Here is a 14,902-nt window from a genome sequence, read left to right as displayed (position 1 = left end):
ACCACCGAGTGCTCCTGAAGGTTATGGCCCTCGCCGGGGATGTAGCCGATCACCTCGAAGCCGTTGGTCAGGCGCACCTTGGCAACTTTGCGCAGCGCCGAGTTCGGCTTCTTCGGTGTCGTCGTATAGACGCGCGTGCAAACGCCGCGCTTCTGCGGCGACTGCTGCAGCGCCGGCACCTTCTTGCGCGACTTCTGCACAACGCGCGGACTTGCGATCAGCTGGTTGATCGTCGGCATCTTGGCCTTCACCTTCTCAAAAGTTTCCGCGAAACCGTCATCGGTTCCGCAAATTCCTGTCCGGGGTATCCGCCCGGCCGCCTTGCACGTGGAAAAGCCCCACGCAAAGCGAAATCGCGCCAGCCGCCCATCGCTGAGCGGAAAGCGCTTCGACGCCACAGAGGACCTCAAGCCGCCGGCGGTTGGCTTTTCGCCGCCCGCCGCAAGACCTCAAGGTCATGCATCCGAGTTCGATCTCAAGAGGACGTGCTCAAGAGAACTAAAATCGTCCTGGCATTGCCTAGCTATGATCGACAGCGTTTGAGCGGCATTCGTCGAGGGTGGTGCCCGTGACAACCTTAAATCTGGCTGAGCGGGTGATCCGTTCCGACGCTGGCGTTGCTCACCGCCTGTCGTGAAGTGCGCGCCTTGTATAAGCCGTAGAAAGCCAAGTCAAGGCGAAACGACAGTCGAACACGCAGGCAGCAAATGGCTCTTTTGCCTCTGCGATTCAAGACCGCAGCCCGACGCGAAGGCCGCTCGAGCGATCGCGCTGGAGCACATTGTCTCACGCCCGGGTGCCCGGCGGATGGTGCGCTCGAGATGGCATGGCCGGTCAGGGTATTATCGTCCGGATGATAATTCGATTTCGGCGCTAAGATAAGGCTTTGTTTGCCTCTCCCGAGGCAATGATTGTGCTCGGAAGCCTTGGACGAAGCGGCTTTGAGCCCGATGAAGTACACCGACATTGCAATCATCGGCGGGGGTCTGGCCGGCTCGACGGCGGCCGCGATGCTCGGGCGCGCCGGCGTGGCCGCGATCCTGGTCGATCCGCATGCGGTCTATCCGCCCGATTTCCGAATCGAAAAGCTCGGCGGGGCCGAGCAGATCACGCGCCTTGCGAAAACGGGATTGGGCGACGCCGTGCTGCGCCGGGCCACCCATGACGGGGTGAACTGGATCGCGCGCTACGGCATCCTGCTGGACAAGCCGCCGAGCCTCCAGTTCGGGATAATGTACGACGATCTCGTCAATACGATCCGGGCGGAGGTTCCCGGCTCGGTGCAGACGATCATTGGCAAGGCGGTATCGATCGTCACGAGCGCCGATCGGCAGCGAATTACGCTCTCTAACGGGGACATTATTTCGGCCCGCCTCGCAGTGATCGCGAACGGCCTCAATGTGGGCCTGCGCCACACGCTCGGCATCGAGCGAAAGATCGTCAGCGCCTGCCACTCGGTGTCGATCGGGTTTGATCTCGTAGCCGTCGGCCGCCCCGCTTTCCCGTTCCCCGCGATGACCTATTTTTCCGAGCGGCCCAGCGATCGCATCCCCTACATCACCCTGTTCCCGATCGGAAAGCGGATGCGAGCCAACCTGTTCGTCTATCGCGCGATCGACGATCCCTGGTTCAGGGAATTTCGCCGGGCGCCCGTCGAAACGCTGGAGGCGGCGCTGCCGCGGCTGAAGCGGCTGACAGGCGCATTTACAACCTCGGGCGAGATCAAGATTCGCCCCGCCGACCTCTATGTGAACACCGGCTATCGGCAGTCCGGCATTGTCCTGGTCGGAGATGCCTTCAGGACCACCTGTCCCGTCACGGGGACCGGCTGCGACAAGGTTTTTACCGATGTCCAGCGGCTCTGCAGTGTGTACATCCCGGCCTGGCTTGCGACCGAGGGCATGGGCGAGGCCAAGATCGCTGCCTTCTATGACGACCCGGTCAAGCGGGCCTGCGATTCGTGGTCTGACGCCAAGGCCCACGATTTTCGCAAGGTATCGATCGACAGCGGGCTCTATTGGCGCGCACAGCGCTGGGCGCGATTCGGCAACTGGTTGGGCCGCGGCCTGCTCCGGCGACTAGCCGATGCGCCGTTCCAGACCAGCCCCCAGTCCCGGCATCACCCCCATCCAGCCGAGTGACCCGCTGCGGTATCAAATGAGTGCCAGGACGATGCCGCCGAGCCCACCGACCAGGACCACCACCAGCGGCGGCGCGCGCCAGGCGACCAGCAGGACAAAGCCAATCAGGGCGATAGCGAAATCTCCGGATGTCTTGACCGAACTGGTCCAGACCGGGTCGTAGAGCGCGGCGCCCAAAATCCCGACCACCGCCGCGTTGATGCCGCGCATTGCAGCCTGGGCGCCCGCGCGGGTGCGCAGCGCATCCCAGAACGGCAGCGTCCCGATCAGGATGACGATGCCGGGCAGGAAGATACCGATCAGGCCCACGATCGCACCGGCAACCCCGTTCGGCCCGGCTTTCGTCACCGCCCCGAGATAGGCGGCAAAAGTGAAGAGCGGTCCGGGAACCGCCTGCGCGGCGCCGTAGCCGGCCAGGAACGCATCATCGCTGACCCAGCCTGGCGTCACGAAGGCCTCGCGCAAGAGCGGCAGCACGACGTGGCCGCCCCCGAACACCAGGGCGCCGGAGCGATAGAACGCTGCGAACAGGTCGGCCCCCGCCGAAAGCTGCCCTTGCACGAGCAGCAAACCGACCAGCAGGACCGAGAAGGCCGCCAGCGCCGCAATTCCGGCCTGTCGCGACACCGGCATCATCACATGGCCAGAGGCCGTGGGCGGCGGCGCGCCGCGGCAGAGAACCAGGCCGGCCAACCCGGCGAGCAGGATCGCGGCGATCTGCGCCAGCGAGGACGGGCTGAACAGGCTGATCAGCGCTGCAACGGCTGAAATCGATGCCCGCTCGCGGTCTGGCGCAAGCGTGCGCGCCATGCCCCAGACCGCCTGCGCCACGATCGCGACCGCGACCAGCTTCAGCCCATGCAAGAGCCCGGTCCCGATTGGGCCGCCAAGCGAGCCCGCACCGTAGGCAAACAGCACCATTGCGCTTGCCGACGGGAGCGTGAAACCGGTCCAGGCCGCGAGCCCGCCGAGATAGCCGGCCCGCATCAGCCCGATGGCAAAGCCGGTCTGGCTGCTCGCAGGTCCTGGCAAGAACTGGCACAGCGCCACCAGGTCGGCAAACGCCTGCTCGTCGAGCCAGCGCCGGCGGGTGACGAACTCGTCGCGGAAATAGCCGATATGGGCGATCGGGCCGCCGAAACAGGTCAGGCCCAGCTTGAGGTAGACGAGCAGGACTTCGAGGGCGGCTCCCTTTTCACCCGGTCCGGACCGCGGCGCCTCTCCGACGCCAGTCATCCGTGCTCATCATCATCGTCATCATCGTCGTCGTCTGCCGCCTGAGCCGCGGAACCGTGCGGCGTGTGGCTCTGGTCGTCCCACAGTTTGCGATAGACGCCATTCTTCGCCAGCAATTCCTCATGCGAGCCGCGCTCGATCGCACGGCCGCCGGCAATCACGATGATCTCGTCCATCTCGACCACGGAGGTGAGGCGGTGGGTCGACCAGATCATGGTCCGCCCTTCGGCGAGCTTCAACAGCGTGCGATTGATCGCAGCCTCGGTGGTCTGGTCGAGCGCCGAGGTCGCCTCGTCGAGCAGCAGCACGGAGGGGTTGCGGATGATCGCACGGGCGATCGCGATCCGCTGCCGCTGGCCGCCGGACAGGGTGTCGCCGCGCTCGCCGACCACGGTGTCGTATTTCTGGGGCAAGCTCATGACATAGCGGTGGATTTCGGCTCTCTTTGCCGCCTCCTCGACTTCGACATCGGTCGCGCCCTCCTTGCCGAGGCGGATGTTCTCGCGGATCGACATGTTGAACAGCATGTTTTCCTGGAACACCACCGCCATGCTCCGGCGCAGCGATTCCTTGGTCACCTTGCGGATGTCGACGCCATCGATCGTGATGCGGCCTTCGTCGGGCACGTAGAGGCGCAGGATCAAATTGAGCAGCGTGCTCTTGCCCGAGCCGCTGGGGCCGACGATCGCGATGGTCTTGCCGATATCGAGCTTGAGGCTGAAGCCGTCGAGCACCGGCGTCGGGCTGCCCTCGTAGCCGAAGCTGACCCGATCGAAGGTGATGTCGTGGGTAACCCGCGGCAGGTCCGGGGCGCCCGGGCGATCCGCGCCGCGGGTCGGCTCGTCCAAAAGTTCCTGGATGTGGTGCACCGCCGCCGCCGACTGGATCGACACCGGGATGAAGTGCATGACATGGGCGATGTTGTAGGAGACCTCCCAGAAGGCGCTCTCGAAGGTAACGAAGGTGCCGATCGTGATCTGGCCCTTGGTCGCGAGATAGGCGCCGATCCCGAGCACGACGAGGTGCAGCAGCAGCACCGCGATCGTGACTGTCCGCTCCACCATGGTCGAGAGAAACGAGGCGGCGGCGATCTTGTGGCGTGCCTCGTCGTTGCGCAGTCTGAACCAGCCGAACACCTTGCGATGCAAGCTGAACGCCTTGATCACGGCTTGGGCTGCGATGTTTTCCTGCACGACGCCGAGCAGCGATGACTCGTTAAGCTTTTGTTCGTAGTTGGCCTGCACGGCCTTCGGCGTGAGGATCCGCGGGCCGATCAGCGTGATCGGGAACACCAGGAGCGCCACCGCGGCGAGCTGCCAGTTCAAGAACAGCATCAGGATGATGCCGGCAATCAATTCAAAGAACGGCAGCGCCGCGCTGTTGGCAAAGCCCTTGATCGAGCCTTCGAAGGCCGAGAGATCGACGGAGAACCGCGACAGGATCTCACCGCGCTTGGTGCGGGCGAAATAGGCCGCCGGCAATTCCTGGACGTGCTCGAAAATGCGCCCGCGCACATCCGAAATCAGAGCAGCGGCCAGCCGCGCGTCCCAGCGCTCGTACCAGACCGCGACGATCGAGGTCACGATCCCGGCCGATGCCAGCACGCCGAGGATCGTGTAGAGCGCCTGGAAATCCTCTTCGCCGAGCGCGTCGTCGATCAGGAATTTGAGGCTGAGCGGCATGATGACGTTGAACAGCGTCTCGACCAACACGCCGAGGCCGACGAACGTCAGGATGGTCTTGTAGTTGGCGAGAAAGGGCTTGACGAAGCGATAGACGGTGGCGAGCGCGCCGGCCGCTTCCTTCGCGGTAAAGACGACGAGATCCTCATCCTCCTCGTCATCATCGAGCTCGAGATCGTTGTCGAGATCCTCGTCTTCATCGTCATCGGGTGGCGGCGACGGGACCTGCTTGTCGCCGATCGCGCGCATCGCGGCGCCACCGGGCACAAGCTGCTCGTCTTCGGCTTTGGCAGCCGTCAGGCCGCCGGCTGCGATGGCCTTCTTTTCGTTCTGTTTGCGGGGCTTTGGCGCCATTCGACCAACCGATGCTGCACGGCCGGCATGACCGCTCGCGTGGCCCAAGATCTGTCGATCAAGATCCGTCGATCAAGGGCTCTGCACGACGATTCTATGCCATTGGCATGCTTTCAGCAAAACCCATTGGTCGAGGCAAGGACTTGCTCAGTCGTCGTCGTCAACCTTGTCGAAGAACGAATAGCGCAGGCTGTCAGAATCCGCGTACCACTGCCCCGGTCCCTTGTTGGCGGCAAGCGTCGCCGCCCACAGCTCGTCGGTGCAGTCATGGCGGTGCATCGACAGGTCGAACCCGTTGCTGAAGAACAGTTCTGACCATTCCCACCAGGTGCCGAGCTTCTTGACGCCGCGCAGCAGGTCGTAGCGGTCGATCAGCGCGGGCGCCATGTCCGAGGTCACCGACCCGAACACCAACCCGACTTTTGCGACCCGGTGAAGCTCGCGCACGGCACGCACCACCTGCTTCTCCGGCACATGGCACAGCGAGGTCTCGAACACGATGTCGAAGGCATTGTCCTTGAACGGCAGGTCGGTGATGGAGCCGAGCTTGTTGAACTTCTTCAGGGCCTTCGGCGTGCGCTCGTGGATCAGGCGGTTGTTCTCGATGCCGAAGGCGTCGATCCCGCGCTCGCGCAGCGCACCGACGAGTTCACCGCTAGCCGAGCCTGCGATCAGGAGTTTTGAGGCTTTCCCCTTGTTCCAGACGATCCTGACCAATTCGGCGAGATAGTCCGGATCGGTGAACTGGCTCCAGGCCTCGTGGTAAGGACCAAGACCGCGGTAATTGTCGAAATAGTCGCGATCGATCTTGTCCGACTTGAGTTCGTCGCCCTGCCCCTTGGCCCGGCGCAGCCGCATCATCTCGGTGACGACGATGTCGGTGGCGGCATCGGAGGAATCGAGCAGGCCGTTCAGCGTCGAATCGAACAAATAGTCGCCGACCAGGACGATCCCCGGATGCTGCTTCGGTTCGGGCCGGTGATTGGTCATGACATCGCGGGCCGGCGAGCCGCCGGGCAGCGCGTTGACGGACGACAGCCAGCGGTGGATCTTGCCTTCCTGGAAATGCGCACGGGCATCGCCGAGCGATGCCGGCAGCGACTTCAAGGCTGCCGTGATCAGTTCCTGATCACTGAGGTTGGCATAGGCCAGCGCATCGGAGCCTGCGATCAGAAAATTCAGCACGCCATGACGGCCGACATCGTGGCGCGCGCCCTCGTTGTAGACGCAGCAGCCGCCAAAGGCTTCCGACATGAACCAGGCGCCCGGAATCCGCTCGCCCCAGAACGGGGTGTCGAACAAGAGTGACACGCGCAGGTAATGCGCGGGCCGGTCGAAATAGGCGACGTGCTCGACCATCGACTTGCGCAGCACCTCGCCTTCCCAGCCGAGGGTGGCGAGCCAGGAATGCGGTAGGCAGACCAGCACCAGGTCGAAGTCACGGGTTTCCGGCCCCTTGCCGTTCATCATGTTGATCTGGTAGCGGCCAGCAGCGGTCTTGCCGACCTTGAGAACTCGGTGATTGAGCTGGATGTCGGCCTCGACCTCGGACTGCAGGCACTCGATCAGCTGCTCGTTGCCGTTCTGGATCGAATACAGGCCGATATAGCCGTCGATGTCCATTACGTAATTCTTCAGCGCGTTTAGCCCGCTGGTATTGTGGCTCTCGGTCGCGATATCGGACCGCGCCATCACCTTGAAGAATCGCTTGGCGGTCGCGTCCTCGACCTCCTTGTCGAGCACCTGCTCGGCCGTCGCGTAGGCCCAGGGGTGCTCGTTGTCGTGCGCGCCGACACCCTCGTAATATTCGATCGGCGAGACCAGTTCGCTGCAGCGGTTGCGGAACGCCTCGATCGCCTCGGCGGTCTTCGCTCCGTATTTGCGGCGCATGCCCGCAACGTCGTTCAAAAGCTCGCCGTCGAGCTGCACCTGCTCGGCATCCATCGGAATGGTCTGCAGGCCGAAATGCTGGATCAGCTCGCGCAGCGGATCGGGGCCGGTCATCGAGTAGTCGTAGATCTCCGCGACCCCCGCCTCGTACATCGCGGGCGCCGAATCGAACTTGCGTGTCAGGACCTTTCCGCCAAGTCGGTCGGACGCCTCGAAAATGGTGACACGGCACAGCTCCCCGAGCTTCCTTTTCAGGTACCAGGCGCTCATCAGCCCGCCGGGGCCGCCGCCAACGATCGCGAGATCAAGCATCAAAGTCCGTCTTTCTCGGCCTGTCCGGGCGCGGCAGGCAACAGTTCAAGGGGTTGGCGCCCTGCAGCGCGCATGCGCCAGGAATCCAACGCCTTTCCAATAGCTTAGGACGCGAATCGCAGGAAAATGCCAGGCCCTGGCGAAGAACTGCTTACAACCGGCGCCCCACTTCAACCTAGCAAAAAGCGCCAATCCACCTGAAAGGAAGATGAACAAAGTCATGATGCCCAAAAATCCAGCGCAATCAATCCGCAACGCGGACTATCGCCAGCGCAAAGGGATTTTGCGGCCCGCAAAAATCAAAAACCACCGGCGGGGCATCGCCGGTGGTTTTGGAGGTTTATCATAAAGTAGAGGCTGGTCTCCCCGTAGGTCAGCTGCCGCCCACCCATTTGGCCGGCTACTTGACCGAGTTTATATATGATCTGATTAGCTGAGTAAATAAGATATTTGAGCGGAGCCTGATTTTCTTCGCGCCATCACCAGCGCCTTGCGCCTCAGCGGACGCCGGGACCAGCGGTCGCTCGATGGCGTGATGGCACGCACTTCTCCACACGCCGAGCCACCTGCTTCGATCAGGCAGCAGAAAAACCCCGGCAGTGAGCTGCCGGGGTTTGCGGACTTGCTTGTCGGCCACGGGATTTAGAAGTTGCGCTGGGCGCGGACGTTGAACGATACCGTGTCCTGGTTCTTGTACTGATAGACCGCGTCCGCCGCCGGTGCGGTCGGCGCCAGAACCGAAGTGCCCGTAAAGTTCTGCTTGAGCATGGTGTACATCACCTCGGCCGAGAAGGTCAGGTTCTTGACCGGCGTCCAACGGGTCACCGCGCCGATCTGATAGACGTCGAAGTTCGGGTTGCAGGTGAAGTCCGCGGATTTGGCCCCGGCGTTCGCCTTGACGTAGGCCGCGCAGAACTGGCCCATTGCGGTGGTGATGTTGTTGGCCTGGCCGCCATAACGGACGAACGACGCGCTGCCGAACAGGCTGGTCGACCAGTACGGATCCCAGTTGTGGTTGAATGCACCACGGACGCCATAGGCGGTGGTCAGCTTCAGATCGCCGGTGCCGCCTGCGGCAATTGGCAGATAGACCGCATCGGTCGTGGCGCCGAAGCCGATGCTCTGGAACGCGCCTGCACGATTGGTGCCGCCGAACATCGCAAAGCTCGGCGACGGACCAGAGGTGGCGATCACGTTCTTGGTGTCACCCACGGCGTAGCTCGCATCGATCTTGAAGTCGTCGCCAGCGCCGGTCGGCAGGTTCTTGATCTGCAATGCCGCCATGACCGAACCGCCCCACTTGTCGGTAGGATGGCCCGAAAGCACCGAGTTCACGACAGGGGCGGCGGTCGTCGCCGTCAACGTGTTGTAGGACGCATCGACATTATGCAATGCACCTGACAACTGGAACAGACCCCAGGCCTGATCGACGCGGATGTTGCCGACGATATCGGGCGCGCGCACGCCGGCATAGGCATTGCCGGTGACGCCGACGGCATTGAGGCCGGTCGACAGGTTGAAGATGGCGGTGCGGTCCTGCACGGTCGGATCCTCGAGGCCGATGGTGCCGGACACGCCATTGCCGAACTGCATCGTGTACTGGATGTTGTTCACGCCGGTGACGCTGTCCTGACCGCCGAGCAGGAAGGACGAGTTGTTGCCCGGATAGCCCTGCCAGGGCGTCGAATAGGCCGATGCCGATTTGCCGAAGGTGAAGCCGGCGAACTGGATGAATACGTTTTCGACCGATAGATAACCGCCACCCTGGGTGCTCAGCAGGTTCGGATTGTTGCCGAGATTGGTGGCGAGCGCGTTCGGGTTCTGGGTGGTGTTGCCCAGCGTATCGAAGTTGAAGTCGCCCTGGGCGAAGGTGCGGACCACGCCATATTCGGTGGCCGTGCGGGTATCGACCGTCAGCGCCAGACGCGAACGGGTCGCGAAGTAATTGCGGTAGCGGTTGCCCTGGCCGAGATCGCCGCTCCACGCCGGCTGATCGTAGATGCCCCCGTTGAACGTGGTGTCGACACGCAGGTAGCCGCCGAGCTTGATGCAGGTGTCGGTGCCGGGAATATAGAAGAATCCTGCACCGTACAGCGAACAGACCCTCACGTATTCGACCGCTTTGGCCTTGACGGGAAGATCAGCCGCCTGCACCCCGCCCATGGCGAAAACACTCGCCGCTGAGCCGAGGACAAGGCGCTTAATCATCGTCATGTGTAAACCTCCAAGTTGCTACGTTCGGGAGGGGTCGGACCGCTGTTCCCCCAGGAAGGTCCGACCCCTCCCGTCTCGAAAAATCCGCCCAGCCGCTTCGCGCCTTCCCCCACCCGCTTTCGAACGCGAGAGACATGAGCGATCCACCTGCAACGGGACGATCGAGAACCCCCCAACCGTCTTGACGACTATGCATGCACAACTTCGGTAATCAAAATACTTTATTAGATCAGTTATTGGATTGCGGCTCGTATGTAACCTTTTTGCAACTGACGCCACACAGCTCAAGTGATGCGGCCGAGCGACACTCAGCCAGATTCGACCTTAATTAAGTTTGTCACCCAACCTTTTTTCTTGTTTTGAACAACATATGGGTGAAACTAAGCCATGGCAAAGATTGGCGCGAAGAGCGCGACCCCGCCGGAGACGGCGGCAAGCGCAATCGGGGGCAGCGCAGCCCATCAGAACGAGGACCTGATCAGGCGTTTCACCTGGTCGATTGCGGCGATCGGGGTTCACCTTGAGGAACTGCGCTATTTCTGGGCTCAGACGCTCGGGGTCAGCGGTCCGCAATGGATGATCCTGATGGCGCTGGCAGACCTGGACCAGGGCGATGGCGTGCCGGTCAACGTGGTGTCGAAGAAGCTGCACGTCGATTCCTCGTTCGTGACCACGCAATCAAAACTCCTGGAGAAGAAGGGGTTTTTGCGCCGGAAGACCTCCGCCGACGACGCCAGGGTCGTGCAGATGTCCCTGACCGACAAGACCTACAAGCATATGGCCGGCCTGGCATCGCAGCAGGCGAACCTGAATGCCTTCATCTTTGCGGAATTCGACGATTCCGAACTCGAGGCGTTCACGGGCAAGCTCGCCGCCCTGCAAAACCGGCTCGAGAAGGCTTGTGTGAGGGTCACGCTCGACATGTGAAACGCCGGTCGTCCGGATCATTCGAGGCACAGGGCAGTCCGGCGCCATTGCGGCGCGCCCGCACTGTCCAACTCACCCGCGCAGAGCCAGCCCGCGCGATCGCCCGCCGGCTTCAGACATCACGCGCCCTTCGGAGAGCCGCGCCGCGGTGACGGCCGTCCCGCGCCGCTGGAAGCCCGACGCGGGCCGCGATCCAGTCGAAGATGAACGTGCTCGCCGGTGTCGGGCTGCCGGCATGTCCCGGGTCCGCCGCATCGCGGGTGGTGAAGATCTTCAGTGTGACGTCCCGCCCCTCGGCCTTGAGCTGCGCGTAGAGTTCCTTCACTCGCTCGGGCTGCAACCATCCGCGTTCGGCGGCCGGGATCAGGACCGGGCACTTGATGTTCCGCGCGGCCCGGCTCAGCGTCGGTCTCAACACAACCCCCGGCTCCTGCGAGGCGAGCCGGTCGCGCAGGAACTCGCGCTCATGCAGGTCCCAGAGGCCGCCGTCGCAAACGGCGGCCGCATAGCGGTCATCGAACGCGATCCCGCGCGCCACGAAGGACGACTTCATTCCGTCGCCGAGGATCGCGATCCCGGTGTCGTCAATGTCGTCGCGCTCGACCAGATAGTCCATGACATGGCCGACCGTCGCCTCGAGATCGCGGCGGCCGACGACCTGCTCGAAATCCGCATCCGGCTCGCCGCCGAACAGGTCGACCGCCAGCATGGCCATGCCGCGGTCGCGCGCATGGGCGGCGGCCTTGTGGAGGAATTCCTCCTTGCGCTGGCCCGGCTCGGCGATGCAGATCACGGCCGGCGCGCGGCCGGTCGTATGCGGCGCTGGCAGGAAATAGCCTTGTAGGGGATAGCCGCCCGGCCAGGCGATCTGCACGATCTCGCCGCGCGGAGCGGCGTGGTGCACGTAGTTCGTCGCGCATCGCAGCATGCCCGCGATCGCGCTGCGATAACCCTGGTCCGCGGAGCTGAAGGGAAATGCCGCGGCCTGATAGTAGTTCACCGCGCGAAGCCAGTTGCTCCTGGCGATCAGGATCTTGCCCTCGGCAAGGGCCGCGTCCGCGCGTGCACTGCTGAGATCCGCGATGGTAGTCCATTCGCTCAGCCAGGAGCCATCATCGGCGAAGTCGATGGCGTTCGCCGTGCTCACGCACTCGGCAATGGTCGAGCCGCCGTCCTGCGCCGCGCCGACCAGACGCGTGAACTCAAGCAGCAGATCCTCGCGTTCGAGCCAGACTGAAGAGGCCTCGGGGTTCTTTTCGAACTCAAGGCAATGCACATCGAGACCGTTGTCCCGCGCCACGACCTTATCGAGAAACTCTTGCTCACGCATAACGCGGTATGACTGACAGTCCACTGAGGCGAAAGACTGTCGACATCGCCGAAAATTTACGGCGGACTGTCTCTTCTTTGTGACTCGCCGCGAGCGATGGCACCTATCCAGAGTAGCAGATACGCGGCTACTCAACAAATAGGCATCCCAACTCGCGCTTCGATGCGGCGCGGCACGCCTTGCTCCGCGCCACCCGCCAACGGTTCCGCGCAGCAAAAAGGCCGGCGCAGCGGCCGGCCTTTTCGACGTCGTGTTCGGTCCCGTCATTCCGCCGGCGGCAACGCCAGCGGCTCGGCTTCCGGCGCGCTCGGCACGATCGCGGCCTGCTTCTCGCGCTCGTCCAGGATCAGCTTGTCGCGCTTCAGCGCGACCTCGCGGATCCTCGCCATCGAAGCCCCCGTGCCCGCGGGGATCAGCCGGCCGACGATCACGTTCTCCTTCAGGCCTTCGAGCGGATCGATCTTGCCGTTGACGGCCGCTTCGGTCAGCACCCGCGTGGTCTCCTGGAAAGAGGCCGCCGAGAAGAACGAGCGGGTCTGCAGGCTCGCCTTGGTGATGCCGAGCAGCACCGGCGTACCCGTGGCGGGCTTCTTGCCCTCCTCCTTGGCCTTGGCGTTGACCACGTCGAACTCGATCTTGTCGACCTGCTCGCCCGAGATCATGTCGGTCTCGCCCTGGTCGGTGATCTCCACCTTCTGCAGCATCTGACGGACAATGACCTCGATGTGCTTGTCGTTGATCAGCACGCCCTGCAGCCGGTAGACCTCCTGGATCTCGTTGACCAGATAGGCTGCGAGTTCCTCGATGCCCTTGATTGCCAGGATGTCGTGCGGGGCCGGATTGCCCTCGACGATGAAGTCGCCCTTTTCGACGACGTCGCCGTCCTGCAGGTGGATGTGCTTGCCCTTCGGGATCAGGTACTCGCGCGCCTCCTCGGTCTTGTCGACCGGCTCGATCGAGATCCGGCGCTTGTTCTTGTAGTCGCGCCCGAAACGGACCGTGCCCGAGATCTCCGCGATGATCGCGGCATCCTTCGGCTTGCGCGCCTCGAACAGCTCGGCCACCCGCGGCAGACCGCCGGTGATGTCGCGCGTCTTGGCGCTTTCGGTCGAGATACGCGCCAGGATGTCGCCCGGCTTGACCTTGCCGTTGATGTCGACCGAGAGGATCGCGTCGACGGGCAGCATATAGCGGGCGTCGCCGCCGCGCGACAGCTTCATCACCTTGCCATCCTTGCCCTTGACCACGATCGCCGGACGCAGGTCCGCGCCGCCGCGCGACGAGCGCCAGTCGATGACGACGCGCTTGGCGATGCCGGTGGACTCGTCGAGCGTCTCCGAGATCGACTGGCCTTCGACCAGATCCTCGAAGCCGATCACGCCTTCCGCCTCGGTGAGAACCGGCCGGGTGTACGGATCCCATTCGGCGATCCGCTGGCCGCGCTTGACCATATCGCCCTCGTCGACGAGCATGCGCGCACCGTACTGGATACGGTGGGTCGCCCGCTCGGTGCCGTCGGCATCGACGACCGCAACCACCATGTTGCGCACCATCGCGACCAGGTGACCTTCGCTGTTGCGCGCGATCGCCCGGTTCTTGATGACGATCTTGCCCTCGAAGTTCGATTCGACGAACGACTGCTCGTTGATCTGCGCCGCGCCGCCGATGTGGAAGGTGCGCATGGTGAGCTGCGTGCCGGGCTCGCCGATCGACTGCGCCGCGATGACGCCGACAGCCTCGCCGTGGTTGACCGGCGTGCCGCGGGCCAGGTCGCGGCCATAGCACTTGCCGCAGATGCCGTTGACGAGCTCGCAGGTCAGCGCCGAGCGGATCTTCACCTCCTGGATGCCGGCCTGCTGGATGGCGTCGACATGACTCTCCTCCATCAGCGTGCCGCGCTTGACCAGGACCTTGCTGCCGGCGGGATCGCGCACGTCATCGCAGGCGACGCGGCCCAGGATGCGCGAGCCGAGCGAGGCGACCACGGTGCCGGCATCGATGATGGCGCGCATCTTGATGCCGAGATGGGTGCCGCAGTCGTCCTGGGTGATGATGCAGTCCTGCGCGACGTCGACCAGACGGCGGGTCAGATAGCCCGAGTTCGCGGTCTTGAGCGCGGTGTCCGCAAGGCCTTTGCGGGCGCCGTGGGTCGAGTTGAAGTACTCGAGCACGGTCAACCCCTCCTTGAAGTTGGAGATGATCGGCGTCTCGATGATCTCGCCGGAGGGTTTTGCCATCAGGCCGCGCATGCCGGCGAGCTGGCGCATCTGGGCCGGCGAACCGCGCGCGCCTGAATGCGCCATCATGTAGATCGAGTTGATGTCGGCATCCGCGCCTTTCGGCGTCTTCTTGGTCGCGGAGATTTCCTTCATCATCTCCTTGGCGACCTCTTCGGCGGCCTTCGACCAGGCGTCGACCACCTTGTTGTACTTCTCGCCATGGGTGATCAGGCCGTCATTGTACTGCTGCTCGAAATCCTTCGCCAGCGCACGGGTCTGATCGACGATCTTCCACTTGCCGTGCGGCACCACCATGTCGTCCTTGCCGAACGAAATGCCGGCCTTGAACGCATTGTAGAAGCCGAGCGCCATGATGCGGTCGCAGAAGATCACCGTCTCCTTCTGGCCGCAATGGCGGTAGACTTGGTCGATCACACCGGAGATTTCGCGCTTGGTCATCAGCTTGTTGATGATCTCGTACGGGACCTTGGCGTTCTTCGGCAGGAGATTGCCGAGCATGACGCGGCCGGCGGTGGTTTCGATCCACCGCTTGGCCAGCTTGCCGTCCTCGCCCATGCCTTCCCAGCGATACTTGAT

9 protein-coding genes and 1 pseudogene are annotated in these 14,902 nt (G+C 63.4%); 3 read left to right on the top strand and 7 right to left on the bottom strand.

The window, feature by feature from the left end; all coding sequences use genetic code 11:
* On the bottom strand, window positions 1-239 hold a 239-nt coding region (gene rpsL, locus JOZ76_RS12115), incomplete at its 3' end, for a 30S ribosomal protein S12 (protein ID WP_291698860.1).
* A 711-nt stretch (window positions 240-950) separates the two neighbouring features.
* Here rpsL and JOZ76_RS12110 point away from each other — a divergent pair.
* On the top strand, window positions 951-2,141 hold the full coding sequence (locus JOZ76_RS12110; protein WP_291698859.1) for an FAD-dependent oxidoreductase: 1,191 nt from the start codon (window positions 951-953) through the stop codon (window positions 2,139-2,141).
* A gap of 12 nt (window positions 2,142-2,153) precedes the next feature.
* On the opposite strand, the gene chrA is transcribed toward JOZ76_RS12110, so the two are convergent.
* From chrA to JOZ76_RS12095, 3 genes are all read right to left on the bottom strand, one after another.
* A complete protein-coding gene (gene chrA / locus JOZ76_RS12105) occupies window positions 2,154-3,377 on the bottom strand; it encodes a chromate efflux transporter (RefSeq protein WP_291698858.1) in 1,224 nt (407 codons plus the stop codon).
* Window positions 3,374-5,308: an ABC transporter ATP-binding protein gene (locus JOZ76_RS12100; protein ID WP_291698861.1), complete on the bottom strand. Its 1,935-nt coding sequence runs from the start codon at window positions 5,306-5,308 to the stop codon at window positions 3,374-3,376. The genes chrA and JOZ76_RS12100 overlap by 4 nt, the downstream gene beginning before the upstream one ends.
* A gap of 252 nt (window positions 5,309-5,560) precedes the next feature.
* Entirely contained in the window at window positions 5,561-7,615 is a 2,055-nt protein-coding gene (locus JOZ76_RS12095; protein WP_291698857.1) for an FAD-dependent oxidoreductase, read from the bottom strand.
* A 208-nt stretch (window positions 7,616-7,823) separates the two neighbouring features.
* Here JOZ76_RS12095 and JOZ76_RS12090 point away from each other — a divergent pair, with 208 nt between their 5' ends.
* Window positions 7,824-7,964: a hypothetical protein gene (locus JOZ76_RS12090; protein WP_291698856.1), complete on the top strand. Its 141-nt coding sequence runs from the start codon at window positions 7,824-7,826 to the stop codon at window positions 7,962-7,964.
* 293 nt (window positions 7,965-8,257) lie between these two features.
* On the opposite strand, the gene JOZ76_RS12085 is transcribed toward JOZ76_RS12090, so the two are convergent.
* Window positions 8,258-9,829, bottom strand: a complete 1,572-nt coding sequence (locus JOZ76_RS12085; RefSeq protein ID WP_291698855.1) for a porin — start codon at window positions 9,827-9,829, stop codon at window positions 8,258-8,260.
* 387 nt (window positions 9,830-10,216) lie between these two features.
* On the opposite strand from JOZ76_RS12085, the gene JOZ76_RS12080 reads away from it, so the two are divergent.
* Complete coding sequence (locus JOZ76_RS12080; RefSeq protein ID WP_291698854.1) at window positions 10,217-10,756, top strand: MarR family winged helix-turn-helix transcriptional regulator; 540 nt, start codon at window positions 10,217-10,219, stop codon at window positions 10,754-10,756.
* 112 nt (window positions 10,757-10,868) lie between these two features.
* Here JOZ76_RS12080 and JOZ76_RS12075 read toward each other — a convergent pair whose 3' ends face one another.
* Window positions 10,869-12,056, bottom strand: coding sequence for an alpha/beta hydrolase family protein (locus tag JOZ76_RS12075; protein ID WP_291698853.1), 1,188 nt, complete (start codon window positions 12,054-12,056; stop codon window positions 10,869-10,871).
* A 293-nt stretch (window positions 12,057-12,349) separates the two neighbouring features.
* A pseudogene (locus JOZ76_RS12070) lies at window positions 12,350-14,902 on the bottom strand (DNA-directed RNA polymerase subunit beta'); the annotation flags it as partial.

It is taken from the genome of Bradyrhizobium sp., from assembly GCF_019244115.1.
Lineage (GTDB): Bacteria > Pseudomonadota > Alphaproteobacteria > Rhizobiales > Xanthobacteraceae > Bradyrhizobium.
The sequence above is the reverse complement of the archived record's forward strand: the minus strand, read 5'-3'. Positions and strand labels throughout refer to the sequence as shown.

Bases quoted from the DNA above. Each gene is read 5' to 3' on its own strand.
- JOZ76_RS12110 (WP_291698859.1), top strand. From the start codon at position 951: ATGAAGTACACCGACATTGCAATCATCGGCGGGGGTCTGGCCGGCTCG.
- chrA (WP_291698858.1), bottom strand. From the start codon at position 3,377: ATGACTGGCGTCGGAGAGGCGCCGCGGTCCGGACCGGGTGAAAAGGGA.
- JOZ76_RS12100 (WP_291698861.1), bottom strand. From the start codon at position 5,308: ATGCGCGCGATCGGCGACAAGCAGGTCCCGTCGCCGCCACCCGATGAC.
- JOZ76_RS12095 (WP_291698857.1), bottom strand. From the start codon at position 7,615: ATGCTTGATCTCGCGATCGTTGGCGGCGGCCCCGGCGGGCTGATGAGC.
- JOZ76_RS12090 (WP_291698856.1), top strand. From the start codon at position 7,824: ATGAACAAAGTCATGATGCCCAAAAATCCAGCGCAATCAATCCGCAAC.
- JOZ76_RS12085 (WP_291698855.1), bottom strand. From the start codon at position 9,829: ATGACGATGATTAAGCGCCTTGTCCTCGGCTCAGCGGCGAGTGTTTTC.
- JOZ76_RS12080 (WP_291698854.1), top strand. From the start codon at position 10,217: ATGGCAAAGATTGGCGCGAAGAGCGCGACCCCGCCGGAGACGGCGGCA.